Source organism: Pontibacter sp. FD36, from assembly GCF_015686655.1.
Lineage (GTDB): Bacteria > Bacteroidota > Bacteroidia > Cytophagales > Hymenobacteraceae > Pontibacter.
The window spans coordinates 181,361-200,579 of record NZ_JADPMP010000002.1; the positions used below are offsets into that span (position 1 = coordinate 181,361).

Annotated in this window: 17 protein-coding genes; 14 read left to right on the forward strand and 3 right to left on the reverse strand. The window is 48.3% G+C overall.

Translation table 11 applies throughout. From position 1 onward, the window contains the following. The gene (trmB, locus tag I0P70_RS03210) at positions 1–654 is read left to right on the forward strand and encodes a tRNA (guanosine(46)-N7)-methyltransferase TrmB (RefSeq protein ID WP_196114751.1); all 654 of its coding nucleotides are present in this window, start codon (positions 1–3) and stop codon (positions 652–654) included. Between the two features lie 216 nt (positions 655–870). Here trmB and I0P70_RS03215 read toward each other — a convergent pair whose 3' ends face one another. Continuing rightward, positions 871–1,494, reverse strand: coding sequence for a hypothetical protein (locus tag I0P70_RS03215; protein WP_007656473.1), 624 nt, complete (start codon positions 1,492–1,494; stop codon positions 871–873). A gap of 227 nt (positions 1,495–1,721) precedes the next feature. Between I0P70_RS03215 and mnmA the strand changes: the two genes are divergently transcribed. From mnmA to I0P70_RS03240, 5 genes are read left to right on the forward strand one after another with little or no spacing between them, the layout of a single operon-like run. Beyond that, a complete protein-coding gene (mnmA, locus tag I0P70_RS03220) occupies positions 1,722–2,849 on the forward strand; it encodes a tRNA 2-thiouridine(34) synthase MnmA (RefSeq protein WP_196114752.1) in 1,128 nt (375 codons plus the stop codon). Next, positions 2,849–3,574 carry a hypothetical protein gene (locus I0P70_RS03225; protein WP_196114753.1) on the forward strand — a complete coding sequence of 242 codons (726 nt, stop codon included), beginning with the start codon at positions 2,849–2,851 and terminating at the stop codon, positions 3,572–3,574. The genes mnmA and I0P70_RS03225 overlap by 1 nt, the downstream gene beginning before the upstream one ends. A gap of 5 nt (positions 3,575–3,579) precedes the next feature. Next, on the forward strand, positions 3,580–5,214 hold the full coding sequence (locus tag I0P70_RS03230) for a S8 family serine peptidase (protein WP_196114754.1): 1,635 nt from the start codon (positions 3,580–3,582) through the stop codon (positions 5,212–5,214). 56 nt (positions 5,215–5,270) lie between these two features. Further along, positions 5,271–5,924 carry a ribulose-phosphate 3-epimerase gene (gene rpe / locus I0P70_RS03235; protein WP_196114755.1) on the forward strand — a complete coding sequence of 218 codons (654 nt, stop codon included), beginning with the start codon at positions 5,271–5,273 and terminating at the stop codon, positions 5,922–5,924. A 21-nt stretch (positions 5,925–5,945) separates the two neighbouring features. Continuing rightward, positions 5,946–8,375, forward strand: coding sequence for a TonB-dependent receptor (locus I0P70_RS03240; protein WP_196114756.1), 2,430 nt, complete (start codon positions 5,946–5,948; stop codon positions 8,373–8,375). 65 nt (positions 8,376–8,440) lie between these two features. Here I0P70_RS03240 and I0P70_RS03245 read toward each other — a convergent pair whose 3' ends face one another. Then, positions 8,441–9,310: a DUF2911 domain-containing protein gene (locus I0P70_RS03245; RefSeq protein ID WP_196114757.1), complete on the reverse strand. Its 870-nt coding sequence runs from the start codon at positions 9,308–9,310 to the stop codon at positions 8,441–8,443. A gap of 559 nt (positions 9,311–9,869) precedes the next feature. Here I0P70_RS03245 and hisG point away from each other — a divergent pair. The 4 genes from hisG to hisB all read left to right on the forward strand — a co-directional run bounded on the left by hisG (position 9,870) and on the right by hisB (position 14,217). Then, entirely contained in the window at positions 9,870–10,721 is an 852-nt protein-coding gene (gene hisG, locus I0P70_RS03250; protein WP_196114758.1) for an ATP phosphoribosyltransferase, read from the forward strand. Beyond that, on the forward strand, positions 10,721–12,010 hold the full coding sequence (gene hisD, locus I0P70_RS03255; RefSeq protein ID WP_196115027.1) for a histidinol dehydrogenase: 1,290 nt from the start codon (positions 10,721–10,723) through the stop codon (positions 12,008–12,010). The genes hisG and hisD overlap by 1 nt, the downstream gene beginning before the upstream one ends. After that, positions 12,003–13,049 (forward strand): histidinol-phosphate transaminase, encoded by a 1,047-nt coding sequence (gene hisC / locus I0P70_RS03260; protein ID WP_196114759.1) that lies wholly within the window; start codon positions 12,003–12,005, stop codon positions 13,047–13,049. The genes hisD and hisC overlap by 8 nt, the downstream gene beginning before the upstream one ends. Before the next feature lie 73 nt (positions 13,050–13,122). Beyond that, positions 13,123–14,217: a bifunctional histidinol-phosphatase/imidazoleglycerol-phosphate dehydratase HisB gene (gene hisB / locus I0P70_RS03265; RefSeq protein WP_196114760.1), complete on the forward strand. Its 1,095-nt coding sequence runs from the start codon at positions 13,123–13,125 to the stop codon at positions 14,215–14,217. A gap of 86 nt (positions 14,218–14,303) precedes the next feature. On the opposite strand, the gene I0P70_RS03270 is transcribed toward hisB, so the two are convergent. Beyond that, the gene (locus I0P70_RS03270) at positions 14,304–14,711 is read right to left on the reverse strand and encodes a hypothetical protein (RefSeq protein WP_196114761.1); all 408 of its coding nucleotides are present in this window, start codon (positions 14,709–14,711) and stop codon (positions 14,304–14,306) included. A gap of 572 nt (positions 14,712–15,283) precedes the next feature. On the opposite strand from I0P70_RS03270, the gene I0P70_RS03275 reads away from it, so the two are divergent. The 4 genes from I0P70_RS03275 (at position 15,284) to trpC (ending at position 19,213) form a co-directional block, all read left to right on the forward strand. Further along, positions 15,284–16,693, forward strand: coding sequence for an anthranilate synthase component I family protein (locus I0P70_RS03275; protein WP_196114762.1), 1,410 nt, complete (start codon positions 15,284–15,286; stop codon positions 16,691–16,693). Between the two features lies 1 nt (position 16,694). Then, the gene (locus I0P70_RS03280; protein WP_196114763.1) at positions 16,695–17,258 is read left to right on the forward strand and encodes an aminodeoxychorismate/anthranilate synthase component II; all 564 of its coding nucleotides are present in this window, start codon (positions 16,695–16,697) and stop codon (positions 17,256–17,258) included. A gap of 83 nt (positions 17,259–17,341) precedes the next feature. Continuing rightward, positions 17,342–18,352 carry an anthranilate phosphoribosyltransferase gene (gene trpD, locus I0P70_RS03285; protein ID WP_196114764.1) on the forward strand — a complete coding sequence of 337 codons (1,011 nt, stop codon included), beginning with the start codon at positions 17,342–17,344 and terminating at the stop codon, positions 18,350–18,352. A 36-nt stretch (positions 18,353–18,388) separates the two neighbouring features. Continuing rightward, complete coding sequence (gene trpC, locus I0P70_RS03290; protein WP_196114765.1) at positions 18,389–19,213, forward strand: indole-3-glycerol phosphate synthase TrpC; 825 nt, start codon at positions 18,389–18,391, stop codon at positions 19,211–19,213. Positions 19,214–19,219 lie beyond the last annotated feature (6 nt).

A 19,219-nucleotide genomic window follows, 5' to 3' on the forward strand; every position in this document is an offset into this window, starting at 1 on the left:
ATGGGAAGAAGTAAATTAGCAAAGTTTGCCGCTATAGCGGAGCGTGAGAATGTAATAGAACCAGAAGGAGAGCTTTATGGTCAGTTGAAAGGCAGATGGCGTGATGAGTTTTTTGAGAATGAGAAGCCTTTGATCCTGGAGATCGGTTGTGGCCGCGGGGAATATACGGTAGGTATGGCGCGGCTTTTTCCGGACAAAAACTTTCTGGGACTCGATATCAAAGGAGCACGCATCTGGAAAGGAAGCTCTCTGGCGGAAGAGGAAGACCTGCACAATGTGGCTTTTCTGCGCACTTTCATTGAGAATCTGGAAGATAACTTTGCTGAAGGGGAAGTTGACGAGATTTGGGTTACTTTCCCGGATCCTCGACCAAAGGACCGTGACATCAAGCGTCGCCTCACATCGCCGCGTTTCCTGGACCTGTATGCAAAAATTCTAAAGCCGGGCGGGATTCTGCACCTCAAGACTGACAACCAGATGCTATTTGACTATACCTTGGAAGTGCTTCAAGAGCGTAACCCGAAAGACCTGCTCTTTACGCACGACCTTTACCAGTCTGATCTGCAAGATCACACGATGGGTATCTACACCACCTACGAGAAGCGCTACCTGTCCGAAGGAATCACTATTAAATACCTGCAGTTTAAGGTATAAGCCATCAGATACAAATGTATCTTACACTTAAATCAAGACGGTCCGCCATACCCAGGTATGGCGGACCGTTTATATTATTGCTTATTCGAGGTCGATTGCAGGTATAGCCAGTTTAATCTGAGAAGTATTTCAAGTTTTGTATGACTCAATCCACAGAATGGAACGGTTCAAAAAAGCTTAAAACGAAACAACGCTACCCTTTAACTCTCTAACTCCTTAGTTTTCCTCGATTTCCTCGAAGATCTCCTGCAGTTCGTCAAAGTCCTTCAGCCCTGGTTTGATCTCGTGACCACCACGTAAGCCAATGCCAGCGGGTTTGATGTCCTTCAGCACCGCGTTGATGTTGTGGCGGTGTACGCCGAAGCCCAGGTATATCTGAAAACGCTTTGCCAGGTTTTTGAGAAACTTGGTGTTGGTGTCGTCAATGTTTTCGAAATCTGATGAGTAGATCAGGAAACTGTCAACAGAAGGACCGTACAGCTCCATCATCTCCAGCAGCTCGCTCTCTACGGTGTCCTTATTGATAAATACCTTCTGAATAACCGGGCGGTTGATCTCTTCGATCTCGTCGATCAGGTAGGGTGTATCCAGTTGAATGTAATCCAGACCGAAGTCATCAGCATACTGGTTGATAATATCGGGCTTGGCACGCTCGAACTCACCTGCCAGCTTAACGCCAGATACCCAGCCTACGATTTCCTTCAGCGTATCGGAAGACATACGCTCCTTATCGTCCAGTTTCAGGTTGAAGCTGATAATATCTACGCCCATGCCAGCGCAGTAACGCGCATCACTCAAATTGTTAATACCATTTACTATTACAGAGGTACGTAAGCCCATAGCAATCTATCTTTTAAAAACCGGTTCGGTTCAGTTAATCCTATTGAATTCCAAAGTAAGTTCCTTATCGGGTACGATGCCATATTTTTTAATGTTTTTTTTAATGCGACAGCATCTTTTAAACAGTTGTTGTTACAATATTTGCCCGGCTGAATCTTTATTAGTGCCCCGATGTTACTATCTTTGTAGAAAAATTATAGCATTTCGAATTACAATTCTGAAAATAAATGAGTAAGTTAGGAAGGGTATTGGTAGCCATGAGCGGCGGCATAGATAGCTCCGTAGCGGCTGTGATGTTGCACGAGCAAGGCTATGAAGTGGTGGGTATGACCATGAAGACTTGGGATTATGCATCGAGCGGCGCCAGCAAGAAAGAGACCGGCTGCTGCAGCCTCGACTCCATCAACGATGCCCGAAACATAGCGGTACAGCTCGGCTTCCCGCACTACATTATAGACATACGCGAAGAGTTTGGTGACTATGTGATCAACCACTTCACAGACGAATACATTGCAGGCCGCACGCCAAACCCATGTGTGTTGTGTAATACGCACATCAAGTGGGATGCTTTATTGCGTCGTGCCGACCAGTTGGGTTGCGATTTTATCGCGACCGGGCACTATGCTAACATCCGGGAAGAAAATGGCCGCTTTGTGATATCGAAAGGTCTGGACGAAAACAAAGACCAGTCCTATGCGCTGTGGGGTATTTCGCAGGAGAGCCTGAGCCGTACGATGTTCCCACTTGGGAAATTGCGTAAAACAGAGATTCGTCAGATGGCAATGGACCGCGGCTTCACGGAACTGGTGAATAAGCCTGAGTCTTATGAAATCTGCTTTATACCTGACAACGACTACCGTGGCTTCCTGAAGCGCCGAGTTGAGGGACTGGAGGAGCAGGTAGCCGGTGGTGAGTTTGTGCTGGAAGACGGTACGGTAGTGGGCAAGCATGAAGGTTATCCATTCTATACCATTGGGCAGCGTAAGGGTCTGGGTATAGCACTTGGTTTCCCGGCTTATGTGACCCGTATTGAGAAAGACACTAACCGTGTAATTTTGGGTAACTACGAAGATCTGGCCAAAAATGCCATGACCGTAGGAAAGCTTAACATGGTAAAGTATGATAACCTGATTGGTCAGCCTATACCTACCATTACGAAAGTTAGGTATAACGACCCGGGAACAGAGGCTATAATCGAGCAAGAAGGAGATAAGATGAAAGTACACTTCCTGAGTGGTGTGCATGCGATCGCTCCTGGTCAGGCTGCCGTATTCTATGAAGGCAACGACGTAGTGGGTGGCGGCTGGATCGAGTCAAACTATAACTCAGACTATTACCTGAACGTGTTGCAATAATGAGAAGAGCCCTTTTGCTTCTGGTTGTGCTGGCTGCTTTTGTAGCCGGCTGCGAAAATAAATACAAGGATCCTGATCCTGTTGCGATGGGCTACGACTATTATCCGCTGGAAGTAGGGCAGTACCGGGTGTATGATGTGAAGGAAACGCTTTACTTCAGCGAAACACCTTCCGAGCGCAATTACCAGTTGAGGGAGCGGATTGATACCAGCTTTCAAGACCAGACCGGTAAGCTTGTTTATAAAATTGTGCGGTCTATCCGCTCAAACGCAACTGTAGAATGGCTCGATGATTCGGTTATGACTGTGACTAGGCATGAACAAAAGGTTGTGCTTACAAGAGATAATACTCGTTATATTAAGCTTGTCTTCCCAGTTAAGAATGGATTAGAGTTTGTTGGGGATTTGTACAATACGTGGCAAGTGACTGATGGTAAGACACGAGATAATAAAGAAGTTTATACCTATGAAAATGTAGGGTTGAGCTACGAAGTGGCTGGAGAATCTTATCCGTCTACAGCCACTGTAATTCAGAAGTTCTTAACAAACAGTACAAGACTCGATGACCGTTATGAAGTTTATGCAGAAGGTATAGGTCTGGTGCATCGTGTTTCCGATCGATTGAACTACGAGAATTGTGCAAGTGGTGTGGGTTGCGTTGATGGGTTTAAAATCATAAGTGGCCACGAACGAGAAGAAATCTTAATCGAGCACGGTAAACTCTAAAGCTTATGCGGTATCTGTTTCTGCTTGTCTTACTCCTGACGATGGCCCTTCATGCAAGGGCGCAGGGAAGCGACGGCGCAGAGCAGAAGCATCTGATCTACTTTACTGACAAGAACAATTCTCCCTATACAATAGCAGAACCAGCGCTATACCTTTCAGCCAAGGCGATCGAACGCCGCAGCAAGCAGGGTATAGCGCTTTCTGTTCGTGACTTGCCGGTCAATCCTGCTTATGTGAGCGACCTCAAGGCAACAGGTGCCACAGTACTCTATACCTCACGCTGGTTCAATGCGGCCATTGTGCAGTGCTCTCCTCAAAAGCTGACGGAACTGCAGACGCTTGCCTTTGTAAAGGGGACGCAACAACTCAATCGCCTGCCTGCCTCCACTAAAAAAGCTACGCAATCAAACGATAGTCTGGGGGTTGCTAAGGTTTCGTTCGATCCCTCTTATTTTGGGCCATCCTATCACCAGTCCAACATGCTGGGTATACCTGAGTTACATGCGGCCGGCTACCAGGGCGAAGGCATCACTATTGCCGTGTTCGATGCAGGTTTCCCAGGAGTGAATAGTATCGGTGCTTTCTCACACCTTTTCCAGAATAGCCAGATCAAAGGAACTTACGACTTTGTTAGCAAAAAGACAGATGTCTATGGCCACAGCCAGCACGGCACCTCCGTGCTTTCTACGATGGCCGCCTACGATCCGGGCCGCATCATAGGCACGGCTCCCAAAGCAAACTATTACCTGTTCCGCACGGAAGACGCTGCCACTGAGCATAACATTGAAGAGGTGAACTGGCTGTTGGCCGCTGAATTTGCCGATAGCGCCGGGGTAGATGTGATAAATTCTTCGCTTGGCTATACCTTGTTCGATGCGCCTTCTTACAGCTATACCTACAGCGAACTCAACGGCAATACCACCATAGTCACCCGAGCTGCTGACCTGGCTGCTGCCACCGGCATGCTGGTCGTGACGAGTGCAGGTAACGAAGGCAACAAAGCTTGGCGCTATATCTCGGCACCCGCCGATGCTGACTCTGTGCTAACGGTGGGGGCGGTGGACTCGCTTGCCGTGCATTCCCTGTTCAGCTCGATTGGCCCTACCGCCGATCAAAGGCTTAAACCGGATGTGGTAGCAATGGGACAGCAGGTATACGTGCTGTCTTCTTCAGGTGCTCTTGGCCGGTCAAGCGGTACTTCTTTCTCGGGACCCATCATGGCAGGTATGGTCGCCTGTATCTGGCAGGCCCGTCCGAAGCTTACCAACATGCAGTTGCTGGAACTGATGCGCCAACTGGGCAGTAATTACAACAACCCGAACAATACAACCGGGTATGGTTTACCTAGCTACAGCCGACTTGTTACAAGCCTGACCGATGATCAGACAGCAGGAATAAGCATCACCAATCCAGTAGCAGAGGAGCCTATAGTGCTGCGCATGGACGAGAACTGGCAAAAGGAGCATGCGCTGGTACAACTCTATGATACTTCCGGAAAACTGGTACATACTCAATTATTGCCTGCCCAACAAGCGGTCCACACACTCAAAATCAGACCATCAACGCTCAAGAAAGGCATATACCTTTGCCAGGTGAGCTCCAACAGTAAAAACGTTACTTTGCGCTTTGTCAGACTCTGATGCCGCGCGAATGATTTTCAAACGAAGGATTCTATCTTAATTTCTATATTTGCTTCATGAAACCAATTATCGCCCCCTCTGTACTAGCTTCTGATTTTGCCAACCTGCAGTCTGAAGTAGAAATGCTGAACGAAAGCCAGGCCGACTGGCTGCATATCGACATCATGGACGGCCGCTTTGTGCCGAACATATCCTTCGGTTTTCCGGTGCTGCAAGCCATTCAGCGCCACGCCAAGAAGCCACTGGATGTGCACTTGATGATCGTGGAGCCAGAGCTTTACATCGAGCAGTTCAGAGAAGCAGGAGCCGAGATTATTTCTGTTCACCTGGAGGCCTGCAACCACCTGCACCGCACTATTCAGCAAATAAAAGCAACAGGAGCCAAGGCAGGTATAGCCCTTAACCCGCATACTTCCGTACAACTGCTCGACGATGTGATCGCTGACGTGGATCTAGTATGTGTGATGTCGGTAAATCCGGGTTTTGGTGGACAGAAGTTCATCGAAAACACCTACCGCAAGATAGAAGCGCTGAAGAACCTGATCATTTCCCGCAACTCTAATGCACTGATCGAGATAGACGGCGGTGTGAATCAGCAGAATGCACCCTTGCTGTTGGAGAAAGGAGCTGATGCTTTGGTAGCCGGTAGCTTTGTGTTCAACTCGGCTAATCCGTTGCAGACCATCGCTAATCTGAAAAACCAGGCTTAATTCATAACCTAAACACCCTCTATGCTCCGATATCTTGCGGTATGGCTTGTAATGCTGCTGCCAGCAGGTGTCTTCGCACAGCAGGGTATTGTGAAGGGTACGGTTCAGGACTCCAATCGCCAGCCACTTGAGATGGCGACGGTCGGGGTGCAGGGCCGTACCCTTGGCGTTCAAACAGATGCCCAAGGCAGGTATAGCCTGAAAGTGCCTGCCGCTGAGGAGCTGGTTTTAGTCGTCCGTTACCTCGGCTATAAGCAGCAGGAGCGAAGCGTGAGGATAGAAGCAGGGCAGGAGCTAGTGCTCGACTTTGTACTAGAGGCCGATCCGCAGCAGTTGCGGCAGGTGGATGTTCGGGGCAAACGCGAAGACGATACCCGGGAGCAGGTCAGCGTGACCCGCCTTGACCCGACACTCACCAAAACACTTCCATCTGCATTTGGTGATTTCAATATGATACTGGCTACGCTGCCCGGCGTGACCAGCAACAACGAACTATCCTCGACCTACTCCGTGCGCGGTGGTAATTATGACGAGAACCTCGTCTATGTCAATGGCATCGAGATATACCGCCCTTTTCTGATTTCAGCGGCCCAGCAGGAAGGCCTGAGTTTTGTCAACCCTGATCTGGTGGCCAATGTTGAGTTCTCTTCTGGCGGCTGGCAACCCAAGTATGGCGATAAACTGTCGTCGGTGTTGAACATCCAGTATAAGCGACCTACTTCATTTGCTGGCTCTGTAACTGGTAGTCTGACAGGCGGTGCAATACATTTGGAGGAAGCCTCTAAGAACAAACGTATATCCTACCTGATGGGCCTGCGCCATAAGAATAGTCAGTACATGCTGCAGGGACTTCAGGTTGACGGTCAGTACCGGCCCGTGTTTACAGACGGACAGGTATACCTGAGTTTCGACTTGGGTAAACAACCAGAGCGCACCACATTGGGCTTACTTGGCAGCTATGCCCGCAACAATTTCAGAGTAGAGCCCGAAACCCGCACCACCACGTTCGGAACCCGCCAGGCACCGCTTCGGCTTTTGGTAGCCTACGATGGGCAAGAGAACATGGAGTACGATACCTACCAGATGGGAGCCCATCTAAGCCATCAGGTATCTGATAATCTATTGACTGAGTTTATCGTATCGGGCGTACACTCACTGGAGCGGGAGTTCCGTGATATAGAGGCATTGTACCGTCTCTGCGACGTCAACACCCTGGGACGCAATGATATGGGTGAGTGCCTGCGTGACCGGGGCATTGGAAGTCAGTTTGATCATGCACGCAATTCTCTGAAAGCGCTCGTTCTGGCAGCGGAGAGCCGTAATACCTGGCGCCTTAGTTCGCGTAGCACTGTGCTGACCGGTGCCAAAGCGAGTCTGGAGCGCATCAACGACCGTTTGTCTGAATACGGCTTTGTCGATTCTTCTGACTTCGTAACGATGACTTACAACCTTAATTCGGAGCTTGACCTGCACACACAGCGCTACAATGGCTATGTGCAGCATACCTATGAACTGGATTCCCTCAAAACGATCACCTATGGCATCCGGGCCAGCTATTGGAGCTATAATAATGAACTGACCATCACGCCGCGGGTACAGTACTCTTTCATCACCAGTCAAAACCCTGACCTTTCTTTTAAAGCCGCTATCGGACTCTATTACCAACCGCCTTTCTATAGAGAGTTGCGCAACTTTCAGGGGGAGCTAAACCCGAATCTGAAGGCACAGCGCTCCCTACATGCTGTCATCGGAAGTGACTACCTTTTCAAAGCATGGGACCGTGATTTTAAACTGACCACAGAGGCCTATTACAAGCACATGACCAATGTTGTGCCTTATGATTTGGACAACGTGCGACTGCGCTATTACGGACAGAACAATGCGAAAGCTTATGCAGCCGGTTTGGATGTGCGGGTAAACGGGGAGTTTATACAAGGAGCCGAGTCCTGGCTGAGTTTAGGCCTGATGCAGACAAGAGAAAATGTGCAGGGGGACTCGACACTGGTATACAGCAGTTCTGGCGAGATAATTGGGAGCAAGGATCGAGGCTATTTGCGGCGTCCGACCGACCAATTAGTGAACATTGGCGTATTTTTCCAAGACCATTTGCCTGATAACCCTACCATCCGGATGTATTTGAACGCTGTGTATGGCAGTGGTTTACCTTTCGGTCCGCCTAACCGTCCGGAGTTTCGCAACGCTTTCTCGGGTAAATCTTATAAAAGGGTAGATATTGGCTTTTCGAAGCTCATTGCCTTAGGAGACGACCTGACGGATCGTAAGAAAGTGTCGCTGGAAAGCCTGTGGATTGGCTTGGAAGTGCTCAACATTATTGATGCCCAGAACCGCATTTCTTACAGCTATCTGACCGACGTAAATGAACTGACTTACGCTATACCTAACTTCCTGACAGGTCGCCGAGTTAACCTACGTTTTATTGCCCGTTTTTAGGTATAAAAGAGGAGCGGGGCTTCAGTTTTTCAACCGAAGCCCCGCTTATGAATTGTGATTTTTTACTACCTCCGTTTCTTCCACTCATTATAAGCCGACTCAATTTCACGGGCATAGGTCTGGTACGATTCCGGTTCTTTAGGTCCCAGCTGCATCGCCTTTGCACTTAGGTTGGCTGCTACCTGGTACTCTCTGTTCAGCGCATAGAGCCTGGCCTTTACCCAGTTATTGTAGAAATTCTCTTTGATGGCAATGGACTTGTTGATGTATTCCAGCGCCTTCTCGTGCTGATCTCTGCGTGCCAGCAGGTAGTTGGCTGCCTGCGCCCATGTATACCAATCGTCCGGAGCAGCGGCTTTGATCGCTTTATTGATATTAGCCAAAGCCTTTTTTTCAATCTCAGTTTCAATGTTGATCGACACTTGTGAATTCTCCCAGGCCAGGTTTAGCGTACCCTTGTTGGTGCTGATATCACTGAATGAAAATTGTAGCGTCTCATGGAAAGGCACCTTCTTAGGTGTCACACGCAGGTAAGCCACATCGTTTAGTTCGCTATACCCTTCGAGACCCCACAGGGTCGTGTCTTTGTTCAGGACAATGTTCCACTCCGTTTCATTTTCTGGCAAAATAAAGAAAGAGTAAGTCCCAGCCGGCACACGTTCGTGGTTCAGGAATAGATCATCTTCGAAGGTAATCAAAGTAGCCTCGTTAGCACCAGCCCTCCATAGCGTGCCATACGGTACAAGTGATCCGAAGATCTGGCGCCCTTTAACACCAGGTGCATGATAGCGCACTTTTATCTCTGTTAGCCCAATGGTTTGTTTCACCATTGCTTCCGGGCTGGCCTGTGGCAGTTTGATCTGTGCAGCGGCGTGCTGCTGACTGAGCGCAAAGCAAAAAGCCAGTGTCAATAAGCTAAGCAGATACTTCTTCATGATCATTATACGTGTGATGCGTCTTTGATAGTATAGGCAGATACTGAAAAAACTATGCCAGACTCAAAAAAAATTTTATCAAAATTCTGATACAAAGTTAGTTAAAAATTATTTTTTTGATCTAACGGCTCTTGTTGTTTAGTATTGATATTGCGACTTGTTACAAATGTATTACTTTGTAAATTTAATATAGTATTATACTAATTAAACTGTCTTAATAAAATTCAATACAATTGACTTCTTTAAGTCAGCATTCTGTAGATTGTGTAGTATTGATTCATATTTACTATTAAACATTATCAGTTGAAACTTGTATAAACCAAAATCAACTGTACCTTTGCAGCAGCAGATGAGCAAAACCACGCTACATATCATTTCTTTCATTCCTACGGCAGCGCCTGTTGCCTGTGGTTCTGCTGCGCATCATCATCATTTCCATCATTCCTCGTAAGAGGAATCATAGCACCATATAGCCCCCTGTAGGGTCATCGTACCCTTATTATACTTTGCCAGCAGCAAGGTTATTCTTATTTGTACCTATTTAATCCATTCAACTCATATGCTACGTTTAGCAATCCAGAAATCCGGTAGGCTGAGTGAAGACTCGCTTAAACTGATCCGTGAGTGCGGTATCTCTTTCATTACCAGCTCTCTAAAACTCAAAACTGAATCCACTAATTTCCCGCTCGAGATCCTATACCTGCGCGATGATGATATACCTGGCTATGTAGCCGATGGGGTAGCCGATATTGGTATCGTAGGAGAAAATGTACTGGTAGAAGAAGGCATGCAGCAGTTGGCTGTAGAGCAGCTTGGTTTTTCGAAATGCCGCTTGTCGCTGGCTGTGCCGAAGGGTGATCAGTACGAAGACATCAGCGACCTGCAGGGGAAGAACATTGCAACATCTTATCCCAAATTACTGCAGGCTTATCTCGAAGATAAAGGGGTTCAGGCCAATATTCATACCATCAGTGGTTCTGTAGAGATAGCGCCTAGTATCGGCCTCGCTGATGCTATCTGCGATATTGTGAGTTCGGGCAGCACTTTGATCAGCAATGGTTTGCGTGAAGTGGAGCGCGTGTTCAAGTCACAGGCGGTGCTCATTGCAAATGGTGGCCTGAATGATGAAAAGCAGGAGATACTGAACAAATTACTGTTCCGTATACATGCCGTGCAACGCGCCCAGAAAGCCAAGTATATTCTACTTAATGCGCCGAATGATAAGATAGCAGAAATCAGCGAGTTACTGCCTGGCGCTAAATCACCCTCGATTTTGCCCCTGGCCGAAGAGGGTTGGAGCTCGCTGCACTCTGTTGTAAACGAAGATGATTTCTGGGAGATAATTGAGAAACTGAAGGCTGCCGGAGCACAAGGTATATTGGTAGTACCGATTGAAAAGATGATCGTATGATGCGCAGAATAGAATACCCCGCCCAATCTGACTGGAAGGAACTGGTGAAGCGGCCTACCCAGAATTACGAAGATTTGGAAGCAGGTATAGCCCGGACTCTTGGGTTGGTACAGGAGCAAGGCGATGCCGCTTTGCTGGAGCTAACACAGAAGTATGACGGCGTAAAACTGGATGACCTTTTTGCTTCTCAGGAGGAGATAGTGACAGCAGAAACTGAACTGGCAGCTGAACTGAAAGATGCCATTCTGCAGGCCTATAGCAACATCCAGCTTTTTCATGCGCAGCAGGCGGAGCAGCCGAAGCAGGTGGAGACGATGCCTGGCGTGACTTGCTGGCGAAAAAGTGTACCTATAGACCGGGTTGGCCTGTATATACCCGGAGGTACGGCACCGTTGTTCTCAACTTTGCTCATGCTAGGTGTACCCACTAAACTCGCCGGTTGTCCGGAAGTGATTTTATGTACGCCTCCGGCCAAAGATGGCTCTATTCACCCAGCCATTCGCTATACGGCATCACTGCTAGGTATTGATAAGATTGCCAAGGTGGGCGGTGCGCAGGCTATTGCTGCAATGGCATTTGGTACAGAGTCTATACCTGCCGTGAATAAAATTTTCGGCCCGGGTAACCAGTATGTTACAGTCGCGAAGCAGATGCTGAGTAAGACTGGCGTGGCCATTGACTTACCGGCTGGTCCATCAGAGGTGCTGGTGATAGCAGATGACTCAGCGAATCCGGCTTTTGTGGCAGCTGATCTGCTGTCACAGGCGGAGCACGGTGCAGATTCGCAGGTAGTGCTGCTGACGACATCTGTCGAAATGCTAAAAAGGGTAGAGCAGGAGCTACAGGTACAGTTGAGCAACTTGCCGCGCAAAGAATTTGCGGCTAAAGCACTGGAGAACAGCTTAGGTATTCTGCTCAATAGTGTAGAAGAAATGCTGCACTTTTCGAACCTGTATGCACCGGAGCACCTGATCCTCTCTATCCAGAATTTTGAAGGAGTGCTGGATAAGATCACCAATGCAGGTTCGGTTTTCCTGGGCAACTACAGTCCGGAGTCAGCGGGTGACTACGCCTCTGGCACCAACCATACCTTGCCTACCAATGGCTATGCCCGTGCCTACAGTGGGGTTTCTCTTGATAGCTTTGTCAAGAAAATCACTTTTCAGCACATCACGCCGACAGGATTGCAAATCATCGGGAAAACCATTGAAGTAATGGCCGCCGCTGAGGGGCTCGAAGCGCACAAAAATGCGGTAAGTATCAGATTGAAGGAGGTGCAGAATGTTTAACCTGGAAAGTATAGTACGACCGAACGTACTTAAAATGAAAGCCTATTCATCAGCCCGTGATGAGTTCAAGGGTGCAGCTAGTGTCTTTATCGACGCAAACGAGAACAACCTGGGCAGTTTGGCAGGCGAAGGGTATAACCGCTACCCGGACCCGCACCAGAAAAAGCTGAAGCAGAAAATAGCGGCTATCAAAGGATTATCTCCCAATCAGATTTTCCTGGGCAACGGTTCCGACGAGGCAATTGACCTGCTGTTCCGCATGGTATGCCGACCGGGACAGGACAGCATGCTGCATCTGCCGCCTACTTATGGTATGTATGAAGTATCTGCCAACCTGAACGAGGTGCAACTGGATGCGGTGCAGCTGACGCCCGATTTTCAGATTCCGGTACAGGATGTGCTGCGCCAGGTGAAAGACACAACCAAGCTGATCTTTGTCTGCTCGCCCAATAACCCAACCGGTAATCTGATCGAAGCGGAAAGCATTGAAACTCTCTTGGATAATTTTGACGGGCTAGTAGTGGTTGATGAAGCCTACATCGACTTTGCTGATGCGCCGGGCTGGTCTACCCGACTGGCCGAGTACCCGAACCTGGTTATCCTGCAGACACTCTCCAAAGCCTGGGGTATGGCAGGTTTAAGGCTGGGGATGGCCTTTGCCTCAGAAGAGATCATTGCATTACTCGATAAGATCAAACCGCCTTATAATATAAACGAAGCGACCCAGGAACTGGCACTCAAAGCATTGGAGCAGACTGAACAACTGGCTTACATGATCGAGGAGATCGTGCAGGAAAGGGAAATGCTTGTAGGGGCGCTCCCAACGCTGGATGCTGTTGAAAAGGTATACCCATCAAATGCAAACTTCCTGCTGGTGAAAGTGAAAGACGCCAATCGGCTGTACAGCTATCTGCTGGAGCAGGGCATTGTGGTCCGAAACCGCTCCAGTCTGCCTGGATGTGAGGGCTGCCTGCGCATATCCATCGGAACAGTGGACGAGAACCAGCAGCTGTTCCAGGCCATTTCTAATTTTAAATAAAAAGCGACTTACGAGGTTGAAAGGATAGTTTTAACACCTTGCCTGATACACGCTACGAGATACATTATTGAAAATGAAAAAAGCATTGTTTATAGACCGTGACGGCACTATTTTGATCGAGCCGAAAACGGATTTTCAGGTAGATTCTTTCGAGAAGTTCGAGTTTCTGCCAAAGGTGATTCGCAATCTCTACAAGATCTATTCTGAGCTGGATTACGAACTGGTAATGGTTACCAATCAGGACGGACTTGGCACCGACTCCTATCCGGAGGACACTTTCTGGCCCTACCAGAATAAGATGCTCGATATACTAAAGAGCGAGGGGATCATATTTGATGATATCCTGATCGACCGGAGCTTTGAACATGAAGGCCTGGAGACCCGCAAACCAGGTATAGGCATGATGAAAAAATACTTGTCCGGTGAGTATGACCTGGAAAACTCTTATGTGATAGGCGACAGACTGACGGACGTGCAACTTGCCAAGAACTTAGGCGCTCAGGCCATTTTCATCGGGGAGAACCAGGTAGAAGACGCAGTCCTGAGCACGAATGACTGGGATGAAATCTATACCTTCCTGAAACTGCCCGCCAGACGCGCTACTATCAGACGCCAGACAAACGAGACCGACATTGCCATTGATCTCAACCTGGATGGTACGGGGCAGATGAACATCCATACTGGCCTTGGTTTTTTTGATCACATGCTGGAGCAGCTGGCCAAGCATGGGAAACTGGATCTGAACATACAGGTTAAAGGGGACCTGCACATTGACGAGCACCACACCATTGAAGACACCGGATTGGCGTTGGGAGAAGCTTTCCTGGCAGCACTGGGTGACAAGAAAGGCATCAGCCGCTATGGTTTCCTGCTTCCAATGGATGATGTGCTGGCACAGGTAGCCATAGACTTTAGCGGCAGACCCTGGACGGTTTGGGAAGCTGAATTCAAGCGTGAAAAAGTAGGGGATATGCCGTCTGAAATGTTCTTTCATTTCTTCAAGTCATTTAGCGACACATCTAAATGCAACCTCAATGTAAAAGCGGAGGGACAGAACGAACACCATAAGATCGAAGCAATCTTCAAGGCATTTGCCAAAGCGATTCAGATGGCAGTGAAACGCAATCCGAAGGATAACTCTATACCTAGTACAAAGGGAACACTATAGGGAAGAGCATTTGCCTTAACAAAAAGGGCTGACTGTAATAAAACAGTCAGCCTTTTTATCTGGTTGATTAAGCGGTTGGTTGTTGTTCAGCAGGCGCGCAACCAGTCGCTGGCTGCCTCAATATCATCAAATGTCTTAATAAAGCTCTGGTCTTGTGTATGCTGCAGGGACTTGTCTGCTGATAGTCTACTAAAGGCGCTAGGGGAATATACCCAGGCAAAGCATTCCAGTCCGGCAGCCTGCATCCTTGGAAGCCAATCCTGGCCCACCCATTTAGATGCGCCAGACCAGATTCCTTCCACGTTAGTGTTGTCATTCAGCACCTTGGTACAGTTGGTTTCCAGCAGAAACTCGAGAATTTTCTCACAACCCTCCACCACCGTGTCATAGTTCTGGTACCCACGCCAATTCACATAGAGCCAACCCTCTGCGTGATTGAATTCTATCAGAATATTGCTTTGCCTATGTAAAATTTCGTTTCTAACCAGTTTCATACAGCTATTTCAAGTACATTCAGCTTTATCGATCTTGTTCACACTGATTATGTCGCAAACCAGTGAGACCAGGTAAATAAATGCTGGCGAGTTAAAGACTTCTCAAAAATCAGACCTAATCACTGCTAGTCTTGTAAGATGTCTTAAATGCTTGGTAAACAACAGGTAAGTAAAAGAGAACATTCCTGTAAATTCCGACCAAATTCCCAATTATGGAAACTCTTATCCCAAAGTCAGTCGCTTTGATTTTATACTGGCAACACACAGCTTTTGTTATGAAAACGAAGGCATGAATCCCTTATCAATTATTTAAAATTTATTTCAAAAGAATTTGCATTCCTCAGTTTAGCCTTTACCTTTGCAGCAGAGGGTTGAGCTGTTTTGACCCCTTTAAAGAGAACATGATCCAAAATCTTCTTCATACTGCATGGTGGTGGCACGTTACGCAAGGTATCGTGAACAGACCCGCTATGTTGTATATTAGAAGCTAATACAATCTATAGCCAAAGGTATAAAAGCCTGCTGTTCACCTGAACAGCAGGCTTTTTTTGTTTTTAACACTCTCCGAATCGATGAAGAAATATAAAATCACGACTACACATAAGCGCCTGCTGGCCGACACGCTCACGCCAGTAAGTGTATACCTGAAGCTGCGCGACCGTTTTCCTAGCAGCATTTTATTGGAAAGCTCTGACTATCATGGCGCAGAGAACAGCTTCTCCTATATCTGTTGCAGTCCGATGGCAAATATCAAGGCTGAAAATGAAATGCTGACGGAGAGTTTCCCGGATGGCTACAAACTACAGTCTGCCATCACCAAAGACCTAAATGTGCCCGCCAGACTATCGGAGTTTGCCAGCAGATTTGAGACGGAGCAAAATAGCTTCAACTTTATCAGCAATGGTTTGTTTGGCTACATGAACTACGATGCGGTGCGTTATTTTGAGGACATTGACTTGGAGCTGCGCAGCGACCGCCAGCAGATGCCGGACCTTTATTATGCCGTTTACCGCTATATTATCGCGATCAACCACTTCACAAACGAGGCTTATATTTTCTCACATAGTTATGGCCCAGCAGACAACGACGGAATAGCTCAACTGGAAGCGTTGCTTAACAGCCGCAACATACCGAGCTATACCTTTAAGTCGATTGGCGAAGAGGCTTGTAATATTGGACGTGAGGCATTCCTGCAGAACATCAAGAGAGCGAAAGAGCACTGTTTCCGAGGCGATGTGTTTCAGCTGGTGCTTTCCCGCCGCTTTGAACAGGCCTTTCAGGGAGATGATTTTAACGTGTACCGGGCGCTTCGCTCTGTCAACCCATCGCCCTACCTGTTCTACTTCGACTATGGCAGCTTCAAGATCTTCGGTTCTTCACCGGAGGCGCAGTTGGTGATCAAGGACGGCAAAGCCAGCATTTTCCCGATTGCGGGCACTTTCCGCAGAACGGGTGATGATACAGCCGATGCCGCTCTGGCTGAAAAATTACTGGCTGACCCGAAAGAGAACGCCGAGCACGTGATGCTGGTAGACTTGGCCCGCAACGACCTGAGCCGCAATGGTCACAGTGTAGAGGTGGAGACTTTCCGGGAGATACAATTCTACTCGCACGTCATTCACTTAGTATCAAAAGTTTCAGGACAGCTGCATGATCAGGAAAGCTCCCTGCAAATGGTGGCCAGCACGTTCCCGGCCGGTACGCTTTCAGGCGCCCCCAAGTACAAGGCCATGCAACTGATCGATCAATACGAAACAACCAACCGCTCTTTCTACGGGGGCTGCATCGGCTTCATGGACTTCAACGGCAATTTCAACAGCGCCATCATGATCCGCTCCTTTTTGAGCAAGGATTACAAACTCTTCTACCAAGCTGGGGCAGGTATAGTGGCCGCCTCTGACGATAACAGCGAACTGCAGGAAGTGGACAACAAACTTATGGCTTTGCGTAAAGCCCTCACCTTAGCACAGGAGATCAATTAATATGGAAGTTCTGGTAATTGACAATTACGACTCGTTCACCTACAACCTCGTGCACTTGCTGCAGGAGTTGGGGGCTAAGGTAACGGTGCGTCGAAACGATAAAACAAGCCTAGAGGAGGTGTCTAAGTTTGATAAGATCATGCTGTCGCCGGGGCCGGGTATACCTGAGGAGGCTGGCATGTTAAAGGAGATTATACGCGAATTCGGCCCAAGCAAAAGTCTTTTCGGGGTATGCCTTGGACATCAGGCAATAGGTGAGGTATACGGGGGCAAGTTGTTTAACAGCAACGAGGTATGGCACGGCATCGCCACCCCGATAGCGGTTGTTTGTGAGGAAGAAGCTCTCTTCCGAAACCTGCCGCAAAAATTCAACACGGGCCGCTATCATTCTTGGCTTGTCGAGCAAACTTTACCTGACTGTCTGGTGCCAACGGCAGTGGATGAAACCGGTCATATCATGGCGCTGCGCCACCGGGATTATAATGTACGCGGCGTGCAGTTTCACCCGGAATCGGTGCTGACGGAGCATGGGCGGGAGTTGATCAAAAACTGGTTAACACACTAACTGTCATCTCGACGATAGGAGAGATCTGAATTTAAAATGTAGTTGATTACTCGCTGTGCCCGAGAAGACAAAAAATAGCAACCATGAAAGAAATACTGAATAACTTATTTGAACATAAAACGCTGAGCCGGGAGCAGGCGAGGGAGGTGCTGAAGAATATAGCGGCGGGCAGGTATAACCAAAGCCAGATCTCCAGCTTTCTAACGGTATATATGATGCGCAGCATCACCGTGGAGGAATTAGAAGGTTTTCGCAACGCCTTACTGGAGCTTTGCCACCGCGTAGAACTGGATGCTTATGACCCAATAGACCTTTGTGGCACGGGCGGTGATGGAAAGGATACCTTCAACATTTCCACGCTATCTTCTTTTGTAGTAGCGGCCAATGGCATTGCCGTGGCCAAGCACGGTAACTATGGCGTGTCTTCTTCCTGCGGCTCGTCCAATGTCTTGGAGGCATTGGGTATACAGTTCACGACAGACAAAGACAAACTGGAGCGTAGCATCGCCGAGTATAACATTTGCTTTCTGCATGCGCCACTCTTCCACCCGGCTATGAAAAGTGTCGGGCCGATCCGCAAGGATTTAGGTGTGAAAACTTTCTTCAACATGCTCGGCCCGATGGTGAATCCGGCTTTCCCAAAAAAACAGCTGGTAGGGGTCTTCAGTCTGGAATTGGCCCGCATGTACGGTTATCTCTACCAACAGCAACCCGACATCCGATATAGCATCCTCCATACCTTGGACGGTTATGACGAGGTCTCTCTGACCAGTCCTTTTAAAGTGATTGCCGACAGCAAAGAGCAATTACTCGATGCCTCTGATCTGGGCCTTGGTCGTCTGGAGCACAGTCAGATAAAAGGCGGCGAAGGTATAGCAGAGTCCGCAGAGATTTTCCTGAAGGTACTGAAAGGCGAAGGCACAGCTGCCCAGACCGACGTAGTTGCCGCTAATGCCGGCATGGCCATCAACTGCGCCCGGCCTGAAACCGCTATACCTGATGCTGTTGCTTTGGCTAAAGAAACACTCCAGTCAGGCAAGGCTTATGCCTTATTTAACAAACTGATAAATTACAATAAGCTGGTGACAGCCTAATCATTTTTAAATGTATAAATCTTCAAATCCAAAGACATGAATATACTCGACCAGATCATCGCCCATAAATACAAGGAAGTAGAAGAACGCAAGGCGCTATACCCAGTGAAGCTATTGGAGAAAAGCCTTTACTTCGAGACACCTTGTCTGTCGCTGGAACACTATCTGTTGCGACCCGATAAAAGCGGCATCATTGCCGAGATCAAGCGCAAGTCACCTTCCAAAGGCGACATCAATCCTTATGTTTCGGTGGAGCGCACCTCCATTGGCTATATGCAGGCGGGCGCTTCGGCCTTGTCGATCCTAACGGACTCACACTATTTCGGAGGCAAAAACGAAGACCTGATGGTTGCCCGCAAGTATAATTACTGCCCGATCCTTAGAAAAGACTTTATAGTGGACGAGTACCAGATCGTGGAAGCCAAGTCGATCGGGGCGGATGCCATTTTGCTGATCGCCGCCGCGCTTGAGCCGCAACGACTGAAACAGTTGGCTACTTTCGCCCGATCTTTTGGACTGGAGGTTCTGTTGGAAGTGCACAGCCAAGAAGAGCTGGAAGCTACGCTTTGTGAGGATGTGACGATTGTTGGCGTGAATAACCGCAATCTGCAAACTTTCCAGACGAATATTGCTTTGTCATTGGAGCTGGCACAGCACATTCCGGCAGGTATGACCAAAGTGTCAGAAAGCGGACTGAAGTCGCCGAAAACTTTGGTTGAGTTGCAACAGGCAGGTTACAATGGCTTCCTGATCGGGGAAACCTTTATGACAGATGGCCGACCGGAACGTTCCGCCGCTGAGTTTATACGTGAGCTGCGTCAACTGCAGCAAGACCTTATACCGGCTCAGTCACAGGCCTAAGTGCAA